Source organism: Pseudophaeobacter sp. 1A09344, from assembly GCF_041008745.1.
Lineage (GTDB): Bacteria > Pseudomonadota > Alphaproteobacteria > Rhodobacterales > Rhodobacteraceae > Phycobacter > Phycobacter gallaeciensis_A.
In genome coordinates this window covers 24,327-42,742 of the sequence record NZ_JAXGFS010000017.1, presented here as the reverse complement: position 1 = coordinate 42,742, position 18,416 = coordinate 24,327, and the positions used below count along the sequence as shown (strand labels likewise).

Below are 18,416 nucleotides of genomic sequence, written 5' to 3'. Positions count from 1 at the left end.
GGAGAATGTGACCCGGACCGGAAAATTGGTCCCGCGAGGAATGCCCTGAAAGGGGAGGGGAATTTTCCGGGTAGCGGGCGCATTGCTGCCCGGGCGAGGGGCACTCAGCCCCGACCCGCTGGTCCATCGCTCCCCTTGTCCAAACGGGATCAGATCGAACCGGCGGAACCTTTGCCCTGTCGGACATCAATGGGTAGGCAGGCGGTCATCCGCCCCCAATCTCCAGACCTTGCGCTTTCATGGCCTCTAAAAGGGACCGGCGCAGCGCATCCTTGCCAAGTGCCCGCAGATCGTCGTTGAAATCGCCCATTGCCGGCACGAGATCACCACAGGCAATTCCTCGCGATTCCAGTTGGTTACGCAATCTCTTTGATGCATTGCGTCCTGCTTCATCATTGTCCCGCGCGATCCAGATACGCTTGATCCCCGGCGGCGGGATGAAGAGGCCGAGATGGGTGGCGGTGAGACAAGACGCGAGGTCGAACTCAAGCAGAGCCGTGCCAACCGAAAGGGTGTTCTCGAGACCTTCGCCGACGATGAGATCAGTGCGCCCGGTGCCAGACCAGAAGCGGATGGCATGGCCATGAAGCTGCCCAAGGATCCGCTTCGGGTTCTCGATCGCGGCCAGACCGCCGGTGGAGGGGTCGAGATAGGTGCGCGCGCAGCCAGTGATCTGGCCCCGATTGTCCGTGATCTTCGCCAGCAGGGCAGGGGCTCTGTGCGGCGGATCAGGCCCGTCCTCGCCGTGGCGCAGGAAGACCTGCGGGTGATAGCGGAGCGCTGGACCGAAGCGCGAGATCCCGCGCCCCTGCAAATAGGTGGCCGCCAGAGTGCCGAGGACCGGCTTGCCTGCGGCAAAGAGCTTCCGCGCCCGCGCGATGCGTTTGCTGGAGGCTGCATCCGGGCGCTCAGCCTTTCGGGTTTCACGAGGTACGGCAGCGCAGGGGGCCTCGCCGAGAAAGGACTGCGCCTCCCTCAGCGTTTCCTTGAGCGTGACCGAACCAAGCCGTTCCTGCAGCAGGTCTATCAGATCGCCATATTGCCCCGTCGCAAAGTCGGCCCAGGATCCGGCCTTGCGCCCACCTTGAGCTTGCAGCCGGATGGCGAGGCTTTGACCTTTGGCCCCCGAGGTATCGCCAACCTGCCAATAGTTGCCCTGCTTGCGCCCCTCGGGGAAATACTGGCGGCAGAAGCTCTCGGCCCGATCTGCCAGATCGGCCGAGAGGTCTGCGATGCTGCGCCGCGCGTTCATGCGGCGGCATTCGCAGCGTTTGCGCCAACCGGATGCTCGCCGAGCACGCGCGCCAGCACGTCAATGCCGTCCACCGGGATGAACACCCGCGTCTTCCACTGGATCACCTCGGTGAAGCAGCCCAAAGCCTTCAAACCGGGCAGGGCCGCACCGGACGCGCCGATCAGCTCACATCTCGGCTGCCCCATCACGAGCGACCGGCGCAACTGGTAACCGCCGAGCAAGCTGAGGGTCGTCTTTGCGTCCATCACCGCGCCGAACACCTCCTGCGGTGCCATCTCGATCTGACAATCGAGACCGAGGCGCGCGTAGACATTGAGAAGCTGATCCTGGCTGACCAGACGGCCGATGGCGCGTTCCCCATCCTCGGTCTGCAGGCGATAGATGCGCATGTTGTCAGCGGGCAGCCGATCCCAGATCGGCAGGAGCAGCCCGCAGATCAGCGTGATCTTCGAGGTGGTGAACTCCGGCACGGCGGCGACTTCGGTCTGCCAGAGATGTTCGAACATCGAGTCATCAATCTCCTCCCAATGCGAGGTCGAAAATTCGCTGGCCGCGAGGATCTCGGTTCCCATGGGCCGCAGCAGTTTCACCCGCAGGATCGGCACACCGTCTTCGTCCATGAAGGCGGGCGCCTTCACCATCAGCGCCGCGCGTTTGGAGGTCGTGTTCCAGCAGAGCGTCGCGCCCTCTGTGTTTGCGCAGATCGATTTGACCCGGGGCAGGGCGAGAGGATCGTTGCGGTCTGTGCGCTCCACGGTCAGCGCAGTGGCCGTCGCCCCCGTCGCCTCATGCTCGAAGATGACCTTGCGATCGACGATCTCGAACTTCTCCGCGCGCAGGGTCTCGAGGCCGACATCCAGCGTGCCCGCCTGCCGCGCGTCTTCGATGATCGCCGAGAGGAACCCGCCGAAGGCCTCGAAAATTGCGTCTTGCACGTCAATCCTCAGAGCAAGGCAGCGGTTCAGGAACTGCTGGATCGGCGGCAGGGTTTCCTTCATCGTGCCGTCCGCGTCATCGAGCGTCAGCCCGGTCATCTCCTGGAATTTGGCGTAGGAGCAGGCGTCAATCTTGCCCGCGCGCAGCTTGTAGAAGAACTGGCGCCGCGCCGCGCGTGCGTAAGGGCTTTCGAGGTTGTCCTCGGCGCGAAACATGTTCTGACCGCCGGTCTCGCGTTGCCCCTTGGTGATCGCCCCGAGCGTGTCGAGGCGGCGCGCGATGGTGGAGAGGAACCGCTTCTCGCCTTTCACATTGGTGGCCACCGGCCGGAACAGCGGCGGCTGCACCTGATTGGTGCGATTGGTGCGCCCGAGCCCCTGGATGGCATTGTCGGCCTTCCAACCGGGCTCGAGCAGGTAATGCACCCGGAGGCGCTGGTTCTTTGCCCCAAGGTCGGCGTGATAGCTGCGCCCGGTGCCACCTGCATCTGAGAAGATCAGGATGCGTTTGGCGTCATCCATAAAGGCCTGAGTCTCGCCGAGGTTGGAGGAGGCGGGGCGGTTCTCGACCTTGAGCCGCCCTTCGCGCGTTTTCACGATGCGCCGCTTGCGCCCCGTGACCTCGGCCACCGCATCGCCGCCAAAATGCCAGAGGATCTGGTCGAGCGCGCCCTGCACCGGGGCGAGGGCACCCAAGTGCTCGATCAGATCGTCCCGCCGCCGCTCCGCTTCGCGGCAGATGATGGGATTGCCGTCAGCATCGAGGGCGGGGCGCGACCGCAGATCGCCGTTCTCGTCGGTGTAGGGCTCGAAAAGCTGCGTCGGGAAGCTGTGCATCAGGTAGTCCATGATGTTTTCACGCGGTGTAAAATCGACCTGCAGATCGTCCCAGTCCGAGGCCGGAATCTCCTCGAGACGGCGTTCCATCACCGCTTCGCTGGTCGAGACGACCTGAATCACTGCAGAATGCCCCGCCGCCAGATCCGCCTCGATCGCGCGGATAAGCGAGGGGCATTTCATGGCGGTGATGAGATGGTTGAAGAAGCGCTGTTTGTTGCTCTCGAAGGCCGAACGCGCGGCGGATTTTGCCTGGGCGTTCAGCGTGCCGGTCTCGGAGGAGATGCCAGACGCCTGAAGCGCGGCCTCAAGATTGGTGTGGATGATCTGGTAGGCATCGGCATAGCTGTCGTAGATCGCGATCTGAGGGGGCGTCAGGTCGTGCACCAGCATCTCGTATTCGACCCCGGCGTAGGAGAGCGAGCGTGCCAGATATAGCCCGAGCGCCTTCAGGTCGCGCGAGATCATCTCCATGGCGGCAATACCCCCGGCCTCCATCGCGGCGACAAACTCTGCACGTGTCACGAAGGGGAAATCGCCAGTGCCCCAGAGCCCGAGGCGGGAGGCATAGGCGAGATTGCCGACGACCGTGGCCCCGGTGGCCGAGACATAGAGGACGCGTGCATCAGGCACAGCGTTTTGCAGTGCGAGGCCAGCGAGGCCCTGCTGTGAGGCCTTCTTGTCGCCGCGGTCGGACTTTTCGCCAGCAGCATTGGCCATGGCGTGGCTTTCATCAAAAGCGATGACCCCGTCGAACCCTGCGCCGAGCCAGGACGTCACCTGGTCGAGACGGGAGGCTTTGCCTTCCCGCTCGGCGGAGCGCAGCGTGGCGTAGGTGACGAAGAGGATGCCTTCGGGCAGGCGGATGTCGCTCCCTTGGCGGAATTTCGAGAGCGGCACGATATCGCTTTCACGCCCCCCGAGGGCCATCCAGTCGCGCCGCGCATCTTCGATGAGCTTGTCGCTCTTCGAGACCCAAACGGCCCGGCGGCGCCCTTTGAGCCAGTTGTCGAGAATGATGCCCGCCACCTGCCGCCCCTTGCCGCAGCCGGTGCCATCGCCCAGGAACCAGCCCTTGCGCAGACGGAAGGCACCTTCGTCACCCTCCGCCGCGGCCATAAGCTGACCCTCGATCTCCCCGCGCTTGAACCAGCCTTTCAGGTGCGCCTCGTGTGCATTGCCCGCGTAGATCACGCTTTCGAGCTGCGGAGCGGAGAGGAGGCCGTCAGCGACAAGGGACTTCGGCAAGACTGGGCGATAGGTCGGCACGGGCGGCGGGACAGACGCCATGGCTGCGGATTGGACAAGTGCTGTCGGGTGCTCCGCTGCGCCGCCGATCCGCATCGCCTGAAGATTATAGGTCTCGTAAACCGTGTCCTGCAGCGCGACGCCCGGTACGCTCCAGGCTTTCGGCAGGTAGTCGAGCGGGGCCGTCACGACATCATCAAAGGGATGCCGGGCGCGCTCCTCGGCGCGGGCGCGGGTTTCCTTGCGGGCGGCGTTACGCAGAGCGTACAGGTTGGTGCGGGACTGGCGGTTCGGCACAGACAATGCCGCGCTGGTAGGGCAGGGCGGGGGGTTGCGGCGCGCGGGACAATGGGTGAGCACTGCGGAGAGAAGATCGCCCGTGGTTGCGCAGATGGGATGATAGACGGCCTCGATTTCGACAGGTGCGGTCTCGCGTTCGCCCGCCGCGCGCTTGTCGATTACCGTCAGCCGCGTGTCGATCGTGGTCCCATGCCGCGCGAAGACCTTGCCGTCGATCGCGGCGGAAAACACCACGTCTGCGCTCTGGCCTATGCGTTGAAACGTCGGCTGGAAACTCTTGGTGGAGGGCCGAAAGCTCTCGCCCGTGATGATGACAAGCCGCCCACCCGGAGCAAGACGTGCCAGCGCGGACAGAACATGCTGACTGGTCGCCTGCCGAAACCGACCTTCGACATGGTTCGCAGCCGAAAACGGCGGGTTCATCACGATGACCGAGGGCGTGATTGCGCGGTCGAGACGGTCGTCGATCGAGGCGGCATCGTGATCCGAGACAACAGCATCCGGAAACAATTGTTCCAGCAAGGCACGGCGCGTTTCCGCAAGCTCATTGAGAACAAGCCGCGCGCCTGCAGTCCGGGCGAAGATCGCCAGCATGCCGGTGCCAGCGGATGGCTCGAGCACCAGGTCGCCCTCGCGAAACCCCGCCGCCTGCGCGACAATCGCCGCAAGGGGCAGGGGGGTCGAAAATTGTTGCAGGCGGACGCTATCTTCAGAACGCCGTGTGTGCGAGGGCGCCAGACTGGCCAGCCGCTCGATCATGGTGAGGAAGGCCTGCGGCGAGGCCGCCTGGCGCTGCATCAGCGCGCCATAGCGCGCGAGCATCAGGATTTGCGCAACCTCGACGGCCTCGTAGGCGTCCTTCCAAACCCAGGCGCCGCTCGTGTCGCTGGCACCGAAGGCCTCCTCCATCACGGCGCGAACAGCGGCGGCGTCAATGGGTTTGCCAGCCTCGAACAAAGGGACGAGGGCATTTGCAGCCTGCATCAGGTTTTGAGCAACGCCTGCAGCCTCGGGCAGGGCAGGGGCCTCTGAAAGACATGCAAGCGGGACGGAATGGGGGTGAGCGTTCATCGGCAATCTCCGGAGTTGAGGGTTGGCCCCAGGCCCCGCGCGCACTCTCGCACCCGGGAGGGGTCACCCCTCCCGCCCTGTCTCTCGCTCTTTCATGGCAAAGCCCTGGTGCGAATTTGCCCTGCGTCAGGACGGCCGCAGATGGCGAGGCACGTCCATCGATTGATGCAGGATCCGGATCACAAATATCCTGTCCGGGTCCACCTCATAGAACACGAGGTGCCGGCCCGTGATCAGTTTACGCGCACCCTGCAGGAGATCGGAGCAGTCCGACCCCATTTGAGGATTGGCGATCAGCCCCTTCAGGGCACGCTCGATGTCGTCGAGATAGCGGTCCGCCTGCGCCGCGCCCCACTGTCGGTCTGTCTCGACCCAGATATCGACGAGATCGGATTTAGCCGCTTCAGAGAGATGGATGTCACGCATCAGAAGCGCCGGAGCGGCTCCGCGCCTCGCGCTTGATCGCATCCATATCGAGCGGACCAGCGTCGCCGGATTGCTTGCCCTCCATCAACGCAACGCGAAGCCGCGCCCGCTGACCTTCCTGTTCTTCCATCAGGCGCAAGGAGGCGCGGATCAACTCGCTGGTTGACCCGTAGCGCCCTTCCTTCAACATCAGGGCAATGAATTCGTCCCAATGGGGGCCCAGTGTGACGCTTGTGCTTGCCATGTTCACCTCCGAAATACGCATGAATAACATATATGAGTACTTCACGCATTTCAACTCGGAGGTGGGCTTGCGCCCAGTTCTTCGGCGGCGACGGCTCTGGATCTCGCCTGTAAAACGAGATGGTCTACAAACGCTCGTGCCTCGGACAGGCAGTCCAGCTCATAGTCGCCGAAGAAGCCCCAGCAGGCGTCGAGCTCCTCGCCGTCACGCTCGATGACATAGCCATAGACCCGCCCGCCAAGATAGGCGTCGTAGCTGACGATTTCAGCGCGCAGGATGTCGGCTGCCTTTTCCCGCAGTGCCTTGGTGACGCGCTTCACATCGAACTCCTTCCGAACCGCCTCAAGCAACACATAGACGTAACCGGCCTGGCCGGAATCCCACGGGCAGTGGAACCCGATGGTGTTCATCGCGAGGCCGGAATGGTCATAGAGAAACACCGGCAGAAGGATCGCCTTGCGCTCGGCGCGCTCGCGCAACTGGTCCATTGAGAGATCACACTGATCCGAGACACCCGCGAGATCGCGCAGAAACGACTCGGGGCTTGCGAAATGGTGGCTTTCGCCCAGCCGGTATCTCCGATGCCAGCAGATCAGCGTGCCGAGGTTCGACCACTCCCGTGGGCTTTCGGGATCGGGGTCATGGAAAATCTTGATGGTGTGGCCGTGATAGGCCTCCTCATAGACAGGGTCGTGCATGTCGATGTCCTTTCTTGGAACGAAATCGACTCGCCAGGCCGATTGGGCGCAGGCGAGTCGATCTGGTTGTGATGAGTTGGTTGGTGAGGTTGCCGCCCGTCGGATCAGGCGGCGGCGCGGTTCTGGCGGTGCTGAACGTGTTCGACCGAGACCTTCAGCAGCCATTCCTCGAAGCCGAGAATGGTCTGGTGATTTGCCACCGCGTGGCTCCAGACCGCGCGCGGATCGCTGCCGATCTGCGTCGGGTCGTTGTCGATCCGGCCGTTGGCCATCCACGGTTCCGGTTGGATGCGTCCAAGCCAGTCGGCCAGCGACGGGATGCGCCCTTGGCAGTCTTCGCGCACATGTTGTTCGCCGATCCAGCGGATCGGCACGACCCGGCCCGCGCTGTTGGTCAGGCTTCGCCCAAACAAACGCTCAGCTTCGAAGATCCCGAGCGTGTGGTGCCGATGTGCTCGGTGGGTGAAAAGTGCGAGGTGTTCCTTAGATGAGTCGAACCAATCGTGCACATATTGGTAATCATCTGGAACACCTCCGAACTTTCGGGCCGAGCTTTCGGCGTGGTGGAGGGGATGTGCCATATCAAAGCCCCTCATGTTCGGTGGTATTGGTCGCGATGTAGCGGTTCGAATGACTGACATCGATGTTGTCAGTCGCGAGCACCCAGGTCAGTTCGCCATAGCCACCTTCGTTGTTCTCGAACCCGGGGCTGAGCGCATAGGCGAAGTCCCAGCCGAAATCTTCGACCCGGCGGCGCAACTCTTCTGAGAGAGAGATCGTGTCTGGCGTCACGACGACATCTTCGATATTGCCGGAATCGCCGTAGCCTTCGTATTGCACCTCGATCTTCGTCACGCCGACGGCACGCAGTTCGGAGAGAAGGGCCACGCGGGTCACAACCCTCTGTTCGGCGGCGCGTTGCTGGGCTTCCAGCATCTGCGCGTAAAAATCATTCACTTGTGTCATGTCTTCGATCCTTTGGAATTGAGGGAAGGGGAGGGCGACCTTTGCATCAGATCGCCCAGGAGGTTTCCTGCGGGGGGCTTCAAGCCGCGGCGTCGCCGCGTTCGTCACCCGTCCGGTCAACCAGGTTGAAATACAGATTCTCAGTCGCGCGCTTGAACCCCGGCGGTTTGCGCGGGGCGAGGCAGCGCACTGAGGCACTGCAGCTCTCGCCATGCTCCATCGCGAACTGCGTCACTTGGTCGATCAGGTCGTCCATGCCCGCGGCCTGGATGCGCTTTTCCGGGTAATTCGCCATCATCTGGAACTGTGTGACGACGAAGGCGCCGTCGCGGTGCGCGGGATAGAGGGTGATCTGATAGTCGAGTGTCTTGGCCATCTCTGGTCTCCTGCGGCGGGCGGAACGCGACCATCGCGCCCCATGGAAACCCGCCAGCGCGAAAGGACCGCCCTTTGTGCAAGGGCGATCCGAGGTGATGTTGAAGAAGAGGGGCGTCAGTATTCTGACGGCAGAAGCAGGGTCAGGACGCGGCGGGTTTGCGCGGGATCGGATGGCTCGGGAGAGCCATATTGATAGTCGACGTCGTACAAATCGAGCTTGAACCAGGTCGTGGTCCCGTCGAAGTCGATGACCCCCATCTCGTGCCAACCATGGGGGTCACTGTCAGCGTTGAACGCGTCAAACGAAGCGACGCGGCGGGTGAGAGCGAGCTGGGCGTCCGGCCCTAGTGCTGCAACACCACGGGTCATGACAAACTGGCCCTGCGGCGCATCGGCGACGGGGGTGGTCCTGAGAATGGAGCGACGAAAGGCATCATTTTGCCCGGCGATCAATTCGGTTTCCTTGACGGGATCGATATCGAGTGTGGTGGTCATGAGAATTCTCCGGGACGGGCCAGCCGATCAGACACCGGCTGCGTGAAACCCGTCAGCGGGAAAGGGCCGCCCTCTGCGCGAGGACGGCCCAAGGCTTAGGTCATGATCGGATCGGTTTTCGCCGCGTCAGGCCGCATCCTCGCTCAGGAAGGCGGGCAAGGACGACGGTTCATTGCTCTCAGCGTCGCTCAGAGAATCTTCGGCGGACAGATCTCCCTCCTCGGTCTCCGGCGCAGCGCCTGCCGTGTCGGCACCAGCCTCCGTCGCACCGGCAAACACCATCCCGTCGGGCAGCCACCGCGTCGTCTTTGCAACCGTCGCGGCGTCGAAACCTTCCGTCTCGCTCGCCGCTTCTGCGAACGCCCGCTCCATCGCGGCCGCGATATCGCCCTTGCGTTCGCGATTGCGATCCTCGGCGTAGTCGTCACCGATCAGCTTGCGCGCCGTGGCCACCGCATGCCCCTTGTTGACCCGACCCCAGTAGTTTTGGGCAGTCGGGCGCCAGCAGGCAGCCACATCAACATCGAGCCGCGCGCCGATCTCCTCGATGATCGGGGAAGGACGATTGTCGGAGGAAAGCTGGGGTTTGACCGCGAGACCCGTCGCCCAGGCGAAAAGCGCCTGCTTGTCCGCAATGGGCAACGCCGACATCGTCCGGAAGTCCTCGGGTTTCTGAAGCTTCATCCAGTCCGTGGCGAGGTCTTGTTCCAGCGCCTCGAGCATTTTTTGGGCGACGGTGTCCGCGTGCAGCACTTCGCGGTCTTGCGCCTGGAAGGGCCGGATCGAGATGTCGAGTGCCTCGTTGCCGTAGGACCGCCCCAAAGCCTGTTCGCAGAGCGCGTAGAGCATCGCATCGAAGGCCACCTCGAAATCAGCCGCCAGATGCGCCCTGAGGATGTGCTGGCGCGTGGCACGCAGATCATCCGCCAGGCTCGCCGAAATGCCGTCCGCCTTGCGCAACGTGGCCGCGGGGTCAGAGGTCGGCACTGGCGTGGAGGACGTCGGCGGCGTCACATGTGGGCGGGCGGGGGAGGAGGCATCACCCGCATCAGCACTATCTTCGTCCGGCATGGCCGCAGCAGGGATATCTTCTGGCCGCACCAGGCCTTTCTCGACACGTAGCGCACCGTCATGACCGATGGTCAGAACCACGCCCGCAATGGCGCGATCTGCGTCCGCGAAAGGTTGCCGCTCGCGCTGCAGGGCTTCGATCTCGCGCAAACGCGGCTCGATGGCGTAGTATTCTTCGGTCTCGGCGTCGGTCCAATCCTCGCCGTCATTCTGCGCCGCCAATTCCTCTTCGCGGGCGATGAGATGCTCTTCCTCGGCGAGCAGATCGGGATCGGGTTCGATATCCTGCGGATAGACACGCCCGAAACTGCGAAACGCCCCGTAATCCACAGAGAGATGCACCTCGACCCATTTCCATGTCCCTTCAAAGGGTTTGGCCGCGGCCTGCAGCTTCTCGATGGCGAGACGCTCGAGGAGCTCAGGGTTTTCCATATGGGCGCTGGCGCGATCGTCGAAGAGGTCGCGCAGCAGAACGCCTCCCGCCGCCTCATAGGCTTCGATGCCGACGAAACGCCCCAAGGCCGAGTTCGCAGAATGCGCGGTCTCGGTCAGTTGGCGTTTGATGCTTTGCGGGTGGATGTGATAGCCGCCCTTCACCGCGTTCCAGACCGCCAGTTGCCGATCGTGGTCGTCGGTCAGCGTAAACGCCATCACGCATTCGAGGGTCAGATCCCCCGCGCGAAATCGCTCGATGATTTCGGGCGCGACACGGGCGAGTTTCAGCCGACGGCGTACCAGGTCGACGGAGACACCGAATTTCAGCGCAATTTCGTCCTCGCTGCGCCCTTCGCCAATCATCTTGTCGAAAGCTTCGAACTGGTCCGCCGGATGCATGGCTGCGCGCTGAAGGTTTTCTGTGGCGGAGGTGAGGATGGCGTTGCGTTCGTCCTCGACGAGGCAGGGCACCGGGTGGTCTGCGGGGATCACACCGTCCTCGGCCAGCTGTTTCAGCGATTTGAGGCGACGGCCACCGGCGTCAACAGCAAAACGTGTCTCTGACAGCGCATGAACCACTAGGTTCTGTTTGATGCCTGTCTCGCGGATGCTGGCGAGGAGTTCGGCGTCGTCGCTAGCGCTCGCGGCGACTTTGCGGACGTTGAGTTGGCTCGGCTCCAGCTGGTCGAGCGGGATCATCCGGATGTCGGCGGCGCCGTCAGGCGCAGCCGATCCGGCGGTTTCGGTTTTCTTTGAGGTGGCGGGTTTCGAACGCGTCGTGGTTTTGGTCTTGGCCATGGTCAGGATCCTTGTCGCGCCGGACCCGGAAGAGGCTCTCTCTTTCCTTTCAAGCCCGGCACACGGGCTTCCCTTTCTCTGGCTCTTTGCAATTGCGAAACACGTCAGCAATCGACCGTTTGTAAATGAATGCAGGGCGCGCTCTGTGGCGCTGTTCATCAGAAAGCCCTTGGTTTCCATACGCAGAGCGCGATCAGGGAGGTCTCGCGGACCATCGCGCGCGCGTGCTATGTAAGGTGTACAAACGCACTCTGATAAAACCCTTGGGTAAAGCTCAAAATAGCTGTATTTTGCGCATATGAGGCCTGGAACCCCCGCATTGTATGATGAATCCGACGCGCTCGGCATTTATGCTGAGGAGGTCGAACAGGCGTCTGAGGACGACCTGTGGTTTCTGCCCGGTCCGATGGACGACGAGCCGGACTATTTGCCGCCGGGACCACGGGCCGAACCGCGTGAAACCGAGGTCCTCGACGAATGGCGGAAGGCAGAGGGCGGGCAGGCCGCGCGTCTTGCCCGTGTGGCCGGTCGCGTCGGCGCGCTGGACGACCGGTTGAAGCGCGGACCGGAAGGATGGCGGCATCGGCTTGCGCTGATGGAGGCCGCAGATTTGAGCTGGCACACCGGTGACCGCATCAGCCAAGACCGGCTGGCGCTCTGGATCTCGCTGCGCCTGTCCGGTGTCCAGGACGACACGGCGGCGCTGGCGCGAGTCGGATGGGCGATTCGGCGACTGACGGGTGGACCGGGACCGGAGCAGGACCTTTCCGCCTTCCTCGACCGTCGCGACCCCGAGAACATCAGTGATGAGACCGAGCCGTTCGTGGATCGCGCGAGCGGTTGGCTGGATCTGATGGGGCAGGCCACGGACCTGCACCCGATCACTCGCGCTTGCGCGGGCTTTCACCTCTGGCGCCTCGCGGGGCTCGGGCAGCACGACGACCGTATGGAAGCGGCTGTCGCAGCTGCGCGGATCGCGGCCAGCGATGGAAGAGGCGCAGTCTTCACGCCTCTGGCCATGGGCGGGGCAGGGGGACTACGAGCCGGTGGTTCACCGTTCGAACGTCTGGAACGCTGGCTATACGGGATGGAAGCCGCGTGCCTGACCGCGGTGCGGCACCTTGACGATATCGAGGCATGGTCGGCGCGGGCGGAAGCCGAAATGACATTGCTCTCGGGCAGGACGCCGCCGGCCTTGCGCGCAGTGCTGACCGAATGGCCGCTCGTCTCTGCGCCAATGGCCCAGGCCCTGACGAGTGCCAGTCGCGCCGCTGTTCAGCGCAACCTTGCATGGATGCAAGAGCGGGGTCTGATCCGCGAGGTGACAGGACAGGGGCGGTTCAGGATGTGGAAGGCGACAAACTGAAGGTTAGCGTGGGTCTCACCCGCTCACTCGACAGCAGCGATAACCGCGAGCACGCGGCAGGGCGCGCAGAAACTCACCAACACTTAATGCATTTGTTGCACTTATTTCATATATGGTGGTAGAGAACAGAAACCGGAGAGGAGACCACCATGAACATGCTGGCACACCGACATCTTCCGCCCACGCCGCAAGACGCAGCGATTGCGCGCGTCTCTGGCCAGGCATTGTCACGCTTCGCCCAGGCGCGCGCGCCGTTGAAACTTCGTGTGACGGACTCCGAGCAGATGGAGCCGATCGAGCTTCCTGCGGGCGCCGTATCGCTGCTCATGGAGATCCTCGAGGCGATGGCAGCGGGGCGGGGGGTCACCATCATCCCCGAGAACGCCGAACTCTCGACCGTACAGGCCGCTGAGGTTCTGAACGTCTCGCGTCCGTTCCTGATCAAGCTGCTCGAGGATGGTGCCATACCGCATCGGAAGGTCGGCAAGCATCGCCGCGTCCGCATGGAAGACGTGATGTCCTACAAGGCCGCGATCGATACCGAGCGTGAAGCTGCGCTCGATCAACTGGCCGCCGACGCTCAAGAGCAGGACATGGGCTACCGCTCGAAATGAGCCAGTACACGGTCCTGTTCGATGCGAACGTCCTTTATCCCGCGCCGATGCGCGATGCACTGATGCAGTTGGCGGTCACAGACCTTTTCAAGGCCAAGTGGACGGCCGATATCCATCGGGAGTGGATTGATGCGCTTCTGCGCAATGAACCTCATCGGGAGCGCGCCGCGCTGGAACGAACTCGCGACTTGATGGACAGGGCCACACGCGACTGTCTGGTCACCGGCTACGAGGCATTGGTGCCGGCCCTAACACTGCCGGACCCTGACGATCGGCACGTTCTGGCGGCGGCAATCGTTGGGCGCTGTGACGCGATCGTCACGCAGAACCTGAAGGACTTCCCACCAGCGGCACTTGCGCCCTTTGGCATCGAGACCCAACACCCTGACGACTTTTTCCGGAACCAACTGTCTCTCGCGCCCGGTCTGGTCTGTTCCGCGCTGCGGAAAGTTCGCGCGCGCCTCAAGAATCCGCTCAAAAGCGTCGACGAGTATCTCGCGATCCTGACACAGCAGGGGTTGGTCGCCACGGTTGCCGACCTGGAGCAATTCGCCGACCTGCTTTGATCCCAGAACTGCCCTGACTGAATACGTTCTGGCCAGAGTTGTGGCACCCGATCCATCATCACCGCGAGATTTCGCCCGCCAGGACTGCACGCCCGTGGACTGCAAGCGTAGCAGTGAACCTCGGGCAACCGAACTGCCGGATCACGGCGACAATGCGCGCATCGTACGCCGCTTGCCCTATGACGCGACACAGGTCTGACGCGTGAAACTGGCGGTTCGAGCTTGGCGCAGCCTTGATCTGTTCGTGCAGCTCGCGCTCTCGTGGCTCTTGAACCGGCTGTGGTGCGGGGAGAGCCGGTGGGCGCGTCGCTTCTCCAAGCGAGGTGCGCCACCGGCGCATGAAGCCGAGCAGGAAACCGGCCGGAACCTTGCTGTTCCCACGGGCCCGGTTGAAGGCAAGGAAGCGTTCCCAGATCACTTGCGTATCGACGTTCCAGCAGGGTAGGGCGCTCTTCGCGGCCTTGATCAGCTCGGCCCAGCATGTTCGGAACACGTTCGAGCAACCGTCAATGTTGATCTGTCCTGTGAATATAGTTTTGTTAGATTCTTCTCTAGATAGTGATGTGTCGTCTCCGTCTGACACGAGATCGTGGGTCTGTTCGCCGTCGTCAAAGGCCGCGAAGCGGAAGAGCCAGGGGGCGAACTTGCCGTTCGACTTCTCGCGCTCAAGCTTCAGTTCAGAAGTTTCAAGCTCACTCAGCAGAACGCTCAGGTACTGGCGCGAGACGCCCATCTTCGCTGCCAGAGAGGACAGGGTGAAGGCAGCCGTGCCGCGGGGCAGGCCGTTATACCCGTCCTTCCACGCAATTCCGTCGAGGATGAGCGTGGCCAGTTTGTGCGCCGAAACAGAGAGGTCTGTCTGCGTGATCCGCCTTAGGATCAGGCCAGTCGTTGGTTCCATGGTCGTATCTCCTGAGAGAGACGATGCCATGTCGAGAGCAAACAACATTCTTGCCAGCAAAAACACTTTGCTGGTTGCAGGGGTTCGGACACTGCGCTAGAAGAACCGTGTTCAGGGGTTTTTTTCTAGCGCGGCGTCAGGCTTCTCGGTCTGGCGTCGTTTCCCTTTTTTTGGGTGATGCACTGGGCGTTGTTGCAGAACTCAGTCGGTGAAGGATTCACATCGGGAATCCATGCGGTTAGACGATCTGCATGAGCAAGCCCAAGCCCGCCCGCTACCGCACGACGAACTGGTCCAGCTACAACGATGCGCTCAGGAAGCGCAGATCGCTGCTGATCTGGCTGGACAAGGAGATGACCTGGCACGCGCCGCATGAGGGACGCCCAGGGCGCCCGCCGGTCTTTTCGAATGCCGCGATCCAGTTTTGCCTGTCGCTCAAGGTTCTGTTCAAGCTACCGCTCAGGCAGACAGCCGGAATGGTCGCGAGCCTCCTGCGCCTGGCAGGGCTAGACTGGCCCGTTCCGGACTACTCGACGCTGTGCCGCAGACAGAAGACCCTCAAGGTGCAGATCCCCTATCGCCGTGCCGAAGGGCCGCTGAATCTTCTGGTGGACAGCACCGGCATCAAGTTTCTTGGCGACGGCGAATGGCAGGCCCGCAAGCATGGCGTTCAGGGCCGCCGCCAATGGCGCAAGGTGCATCTGGCGATGGATATCGCCACCTCGGATATCCGGGCCGTCGAGTTCACCCCTAGCCGGGAAGGCGACAGCCCAGTCCTGCCGGACCTGTTGGGCCAGATCCCCGAGGACGAGGACATCGGCACCGTGACCGCGGATGGTGCCTACGATACCCGCCGCTGCCACGGCGCCGTCATCGCACGCGGTGGCACGGCAATCATACCGACCCGAAGGAACGGTCGAGCTTGGAAAGAGGACTGCCCGGCTGCCAAGGCGCGCAACGAAACCCTGCGCGCCACGCGTCACTACGGTCGGGCATTCTGGAAGCGGTGGACCGGATACCACGCCCGTAGCCGAGTGGAGGCCAAGATGCGATGCCTGAAGGCCTTCGGTGAGCGCATCGCCGCGCGGGATCCAGATCGCCAAACCGCCGAAATCCACATCCGGGTCGCCCTTGTCAATCGCTTCAACGCGCTCGGCACCGCCCACGTCGTCCGCGTGGCATGAAACTGAATGGGAAAGGGGCACTCACAACTCAGGCCGACTTTCTGCAACAACGCCCATCGCGCCCCATGTTCAAGGTGGAGCGCTGGTGAATTGAGGGCAGAAACTGAAGACGACGGCCGCATCGCCCTCATTCAATCGGACATCTGGATCGGCTTTCCCCGAGCGGAGCAAGTGCTGGACCGGCTGCATGGTCTGATTGAGATGTCGCGGCAGACCCGCATGCCTGGCCTTCTGGTGCATGGGGCGTCCGGCATCGGCAAAACAATGATCGCCCGCAACCTGTCGCGACGCTATGCGCCGGAGTATGATCCGGAGTCGGGCGTCACCCACACCCCGTTACTTCTGTTGCAGGCGCCACCCGCTCCTGATGAGCGGCGGTTCTATATGCACATCCTCGCAGCCGTCGGAGCCCCGTCGTCGACGCTGAGCCTGAAGGCGCAGAGTGTTGCCTCGCTGGAAGTTCGGGTCGTGGGCCTTTTGCGCGACCTCGGGCTGCGGATGATCATGATCGACGAAGTCCACAACCTTCTTGCGGGCACGCATAGGGAACAGCGCCGGTTCCTCAATGTCTTGAGGTATCTCAGCAACGAGCTGGAGGCATCTTTGGTCTGCTACGGTGTCAGCGAAGCCGTCGATGCCATTCGCGGCGATGTCCAACTGGCCCGTCGGCTTGATGAACACCACCTGCCGAATTGGCGCGATGATGCCGAGTTTTCGGATATGATCCAGACATTGATCGCGGCCATGCCGCTGGAGAAGAAATCCAATCTGCAAGTGCGGTCGCTCAAGCAGATCCTCGCATTAACTGGCGGGGTGACGTCCCGCATCTTTGCCTTGGTCAAGGATCTGTCCATCGACGCGATCATCAGCGGTGACGAGTGCGTCACTGATGATGCCATCGCAAAATGGACACCGGTCTGGTCGCGCCATGCAAACGCTCAGCGACGGCTCGAGAAATCTGGGGCGTGACGTGTATCCCGCTGCCGATATCGGTGACGCCAGTGCCGGACGAGTTGCTTTCTGGTTGGTTATCGCGACTGGCCGCTTCCAATCATTGCGAGGTAGCAGACCTGCTCGCCCATATCGGGATCGACGCAAAATATGCTGCAGCCCTTGATTTTGATCTCGACATGCTGGCCGCGGATAGGATTTCCGTTGCGGCGCGCTTCGATCCAGCGTTCGTGTCGTCGATGACTTTCGCGGCGATGCCGGAAGCAGAGATGCGGTTGACCGCACAGGTGCCGTTCCAGGCTTGCACAAGCTGCGCTGATGGCGGCCTTGAGCTCAGGCACTGGCGTAGGGCCTGGGCGTTCGACTGCCAGATTTGTGGTGCCCGGCTTCTTCCAAAGGCCGACAGGCAAAATGGCGCAGCGGTCTCCGAAAAGCTGGTTGATCGTGCCCGCCGGGGGGCACGGATCCTGGAGCGTGTCGCGGTGTCGGGCAGCGCGCGTCAACTACGCCGAGCCATGCGGGCGGTCACCTTCGCGATGGGACTCAAAGCTTTATGTGGAGACCCTTTCTTCGCGCTTCAAAGCCCCCGCCCGAACATAAGGCTCTTCTGCCTTGCCGCCATTGCCTCCGCCCAATCACGTCCACTGGTAAAGGCTGCGTTGTGCAGCATGGACATCGACGTCTACGCACGAGTTGCCCTGCTTCGCGCCTACGATAAGGAGCCCCGACTGCTTGCAACCGTCGACCAGATTGCTCAGCGGATGCGACTACGCGTCGGCGGTTCAGCCACCTCATCTCAAATTTAAGGGCAAGAAAGGCCGGAAAACGCGCCGTGTCTCGGATTTAAGGGCAAGGCGACACCCACTTCCGAGAGAACCAGGAACGGTTGCCTGACCATGCTGCGGCTGCCATCCATGCGTTGATCTGCCAAGCGGAGGCGATTGCCGATCAGGCTGAGGCCCTGGAGAAACGGATCCTCGAGTGGCACCGGACGCACGAGACGAGCCGGCGACTGGCGACCATTCCCGGTATCGGACCGATCACCGCCAGCGCAATTGCTGCAAATGTTCCGGATCCGAGCCTGTTCCGCTCGGCACGACAGTTCGCGGCCTGGCTAGGCCTGACGCCACGGGCGAACTCAAGCAGTGGCAAGGATCGACAGACCGGGATCAGCAAGCAGGGTGATGGATATATCCGGCGACTGCTCGTTTCCGGCGCGACTGCGGTGCTTCGCTTTGCAAGGCAGGGCGATGCCGGCAAGGCTTGGATGCTTGGGCTTAAAGCACGCAAGCGACCGAAAGTCGTTGCGGTCGCGCTCGCCAACAAGACTGCCCGGATCGCTTGGGCGCTCCTGCGCCGCAACGAGATCTACGCGGCCCCTGTCTCCTGAGCGCGGAACCGCTGACGGAATGCGTGAAGCTGAGAAGAGATGACAAACCGGTCGAACCGGGGATCGGGACACCCCAGGGGGTCAAGGCGCAGAAAGCGCGCAATTTTGATTGGGACCCGATCCGCGGACTTCATCTGGGCCAGCGGCTAGACCGCACCACAAAGGCCGTAGACATGACTGCTTTCGGCATAGGCGCGTCAATTCCCAGCTTGCGCAGCAGGGGTCGTCCAGACATGGGAACACTTGCCCTCGCCAGAGATGCCCACTGCGCGTTGGCGACGGTCCAC

Annotated in this window: 17 protein-coding genes and 1 pseudogene; 7 read left to right on the top strand and 11 right to left on the bottom strand. The window is 62.6% G+C overall.

What is annotated here, in order from left to right:
* Positions 1-205: 205 nt before the first annotated feature.
* The 10 genes from SM765_RS21085 to SM765_RS21040 form a co-directional block, all read right to left on the bottom strand.
* Entirely contained in the window at positions 206-1,252 is a 1,047-nt protein-coding gene (locus tag SM765_RS21085; RefSeq protein ID WP_093455094.1) for a DUF7146 domain-containing protein, read from the bottom strand.
* The gene (locus SM765_RS21080) at positions 1,249-5,646 is read right to left on the bottom strand and encodes a strawberry notch-like NTP hydrolase domain-containing protein (protein WP_093455095.1); all 4,398 of its coding nucleotides are present in this window, start codon (positions 5,644-5,646) and stop codon (positions 1,249-1,251) included. The genes SM765_RS21085 and SM765_RS21080 overlap by 4 nt, the downstream gene beginning before the upstream one ends.
* 126 nt (positions 5,647-5,772) lie before the next feature.
* Entirely contained in the window at positions 5,773-6,072 is a 300-nt protein-coding gene (locus tag SM765_RS21075; RefSeq protein ID WP_103911893.1) for a type II toxin-antitoxin system RelE/ParE family toxin, read from the bottom strand.
* Positions 6,065-6,316, bottom strand: coding sequence for a type II toxin-antitoxin system ParD family antitoxin (locus SM765_RS21070; RefSeq protein ID WP_036784147.1), 252 nt, complete (start codon positions 6,314-6,316; stop codon positions 6,065-6,067). The genes SM765_RS21075 and SM765_RS21070 overlap by 8 nt, the downstream gene beginning before the upstream one ends.
* Positions 6,317-6,366: 50 nt before the next feature.
* Positions 6,367-7,014 (bottom strand): hypothetical protein, encoded by a 648-nt coding sequence (locus tag SM765_RS21065; RefSeq protein WP_093455097.1) that lies wholly within the window; start codon positions 7,012-7,014, stop codon positions 6,367-6,369.
* Between the two features lie 104 nt (positions 7,015-7,118).
* Positions 7,119-7,595, bottom strand: coding sequence for a DUF6915 family protein (locus SM765_RS21060; RefSeq protein ID WP_093455098.1), 477 nt, complete (start codon positions 7,593-7,595; stop codon positions 7,119-7,121).
* 1 nt (position 7,596) lies between these two features.
* On the bottom strand, positions 7,597-7,980 hold the full coding sequence (locus SM765_RS21055; protein ID WP_103911894.1) for a DUF6878 family protein: 384 nt from the start codon (positions 7,978-7,980) through the stop codon (positions 7,597-7,599).
* Between the two features lie 79 nt (positions 7,981-8,059).
* On the bottom strand, positions 8,060-8,356 hold the full coding sequence (locus SM765_RS21050) for a hypothetical protein (RefSeq protein ID WP_093455100.1): 297 nt from the start codon (positions 8,354-8,356) through the stop codon (positions 8,060-8,062).
* A 116-nt stretch (positions 8,357-8,472) separates the two neighbouring features.
* Complete coding sequence (locus tag SM765_RS21045; RefSeq protein ID WP_093455101.1) at positions 8,473-8,853, bottom strand: DUF3768 domain-containing protein; 381 nt, start codon at positions 8,851-8,853, stop codon at positions 8,473-8,475.
* Between the two features lie 126 nt (positions 8,854-8,979).
* Entirely contained in the window at positions 8,980-11,157 is a 2,178-nt protein-coding gene (locus tag SM765_RS21040) for a ParB/RepB/Spo0J family partition protein (RefSeq protein ID WP_093455102.1), read from the bottom strand.
* Between the two features lie 298 nt (positions 11,158-11,455).
* On the opposite strand from SM765_RS21040, the gene SM765_RS21035 reads away from it, so the two are divergent.
* From SM765_RS21035 to SM765_RS21025, 3 genes are all read left to right on the top strand, one after another.
* Complete coding sequence (locus SM765_RS21035) at positions 11,456-12,523, top strand: helix-turn-helix domain-containing protein (RefSeq protein ID WP_007803223.1); 1,068 nt, start codon at positions 11,456-11,458, stop codon at positions 12,521-12,523.
* A 149-nt stretch (positions 12,524-12,672) separates the two neighbouring features.
* Entirely contained in the window at positions 12,673-13,137 is a 465-nt protein-coding gene (locus SM765_RS21030) for an excisionase family DNA-binding protein (RefSeq protein WP_007803221.1), read from the top strand.
* A complete protein-coding gene (locus SM765_RS21025) occupies positions 13,134-13,703 on the top strand; it encodes a PIN domain-containing protein (protein ID WP_007803220.1) in 570 nt (189 codons plus the stop codon). Before SM765_RS21030 ends, SM765_RS21025 begins: the two co-directional genes overlap by 4 nt.
* 58 nt (positions 13,704-13,761) lie before the next feature.
* Here SM765_RS21025 and SM765_RS21020 read toward each other — a convergent pair whose 3' ends face one another.
* The gene (locus tag SM765_RS21020; protein WP_007803218.1) at positions 13,762-14,604 is read right to left on the bottom strand and encodes a hypothetical protein; all 843 of its coding nucleotides are present in this window, start codon (positions 14,602-14,604) and stop codon (positions 13,762-13,764) included.
* A 251-nt stretch (positions 14,605-14,855) separates the two neighbouring features.
* Here SM765_RS21020 and SM765_RS21015 point away from each other — a divergent pair, with 251 nt between their 5' ends.
* From SM765_RS21015 to SM765_RS21000, 4 genes and pseudogenes are all read left to right on the top strand, one after another.
* Positions 14,856-15,788, top strand: a complete 933-nt coding sequence (locus SM765_RS21015) for an IS5-like element ISRhba5 family transposase (RefSeq protein ID WP_368981841.1) — start codon at positions 14,856-14,858, stop codon at positions 15,786-15,788.
* Between the two features lie 90 nt (positions 15,789-15,878).
* A complete protein-coding gene (locus SM765_RS21010) occupies positions 15,879-16,757 on the top strand; it encodes a TniB family NTP-binding protein (protein ID WP_007803215.1) in 879 nt (292 codons plus the stop codon).
* The gene (locus SM765_RS21005; RefSeq protein ID WP_081731462.1) at positions 16,694-17,545 is read left to right on the top strand and encodes a TniQ family protein; all 852 of its coding nucleotides are present in this window, start codon (positions 16,694-16,696) and stop codon (positions 17,543-17,545) included. The genes SM765_RS21010 and SM765_RS21005 overlap by 64 nt, the downstream gene beginning before the upstream one ends.
* 59 nt (positions 17,546-17,604) lie before the next feature.
* Positions 17,605-18,129, top strand: a pseudogene (locus SM765_RS21000) (IS110 family RNA-guided transposase); the annotation flags it as partial.
* Positions 18,130-18,416: the final 287 nt, after the last annotated feature.

Excerpts from the sequence above, each read along its gene's own strand:
- SM765_RS21085 (WP_093455094.1), bottom strand. The coding sequence starts at position 1,252 with ATGAACGCGCGGCGCAGCATCGCAGACCTCTCGGCCGATCTGGCAGAT.
- SM765_RS21080 (WP_093455095.1), bottom strand. The coding sequence starts at position 5,646 with ATGAACGCTCACCCCCATTCCGTCCCGCTTGCATGTCTTTCAGAGGCC.
- SM765_RS21075 (WP_103911893.1), bottom strand. The coding sequence starts at position 6,072 with ATGCGTGACATCCATCTCTCTGAAGCGGCTAAATCCGATCTCGTCGAT.
- SM765_RS21070 (WP_036784147.1), bottom strand. The coding sequence starts at position 6,316 with ATGGCAAGCACAAGCGTCACACTGGGCCCCCATTGGGACGAATTCATT.
- SM765_RS21065 (WP_093455097.1), bottom strand. The coding sequence starts at position 7,014 with ATGCACGACCCTGTCTATGAGGAGGCCTATCACGGCCACACCATCAAG.
- SM765_RS21060 (WP_093455098.1), bottom strand. The coding sequence starts at position 7,595 with ATGGCACATCCCCTCCACCACGCCGAAAGCTCGGCCCGAAAGTTCGGA.
- SM765_RS21055 (WP_103911894.1), bottom strand. The coding sequence starts at position 7,980 with ATGACACAAGTGAATGATTTTTACGCGCAGATGCTGGAAGCCCAGCAA.
- SM765_RS21050 (WP_093455100.1), bottom strand. The coding sequence starts at position 8,356 with ATGGCCAAGACACTCGACTATCAGATCACCCTCTATCCCGCGCACCGC.
- SM765_RS21045 (WP_093455101.1), bottom strand. The coding sequence starts at position 8,853 with ATGACCACCACACTCGATATCGATCCCGTCAAGGAAACCGAATTGATC.
- SM765_RS21040 (WP_093455102.1), bottom strand. The coding sequence starts at position 11,157 with ATGGCCAAGACCAAAACCACGACGCGTTCGAAACCCGCCACCTCAAAG.
- SM765_RS21035 (WP_007803223.1), top strand. The coding sequence starts at position 11,456 with ATGAGGCCTGGAACCCCCGCATTGTATGATGAATCCGACGCGCTCGGC.
- SM765_RS21030 (WP_007803221.1), top strand. The coding sequence starts at position 12,673 with ATGAACATGCTGGCACACCGACATCTTCCGCCCACGCCGCAAGACGCA.
- SM765_RS21025 (WP_007803220.1), top strand. The coding sequence starts at position 13,134 with ATGAGCCAGTACACGGTCCTGTTCGATGCGAACGTCCTTTATCCCGCG.
- SM765_RS21020 (WP_007803218.1), bottom strand. The coding sequence starts at position 14,604 with ATGGAACCAACGACTGGCCTGATCCTAAGGCGGATCACGCAGACAGAC.
- SM765_RS21015 (WP_368981841.1), top strand. The coding sequence starts at position 14,856 with ATGAGCAAGCCCAAGCCCGCCCGCTACCGCACGACGAACTGGTCCAGC.
- SM765_RS21005 (WP_081731462.1), top strand. The coding sequence starts at position 16,694 with ATGGACACCGGTCTGGTCGCGCCATGCAAACGCTCAGCGACGGCTCGA.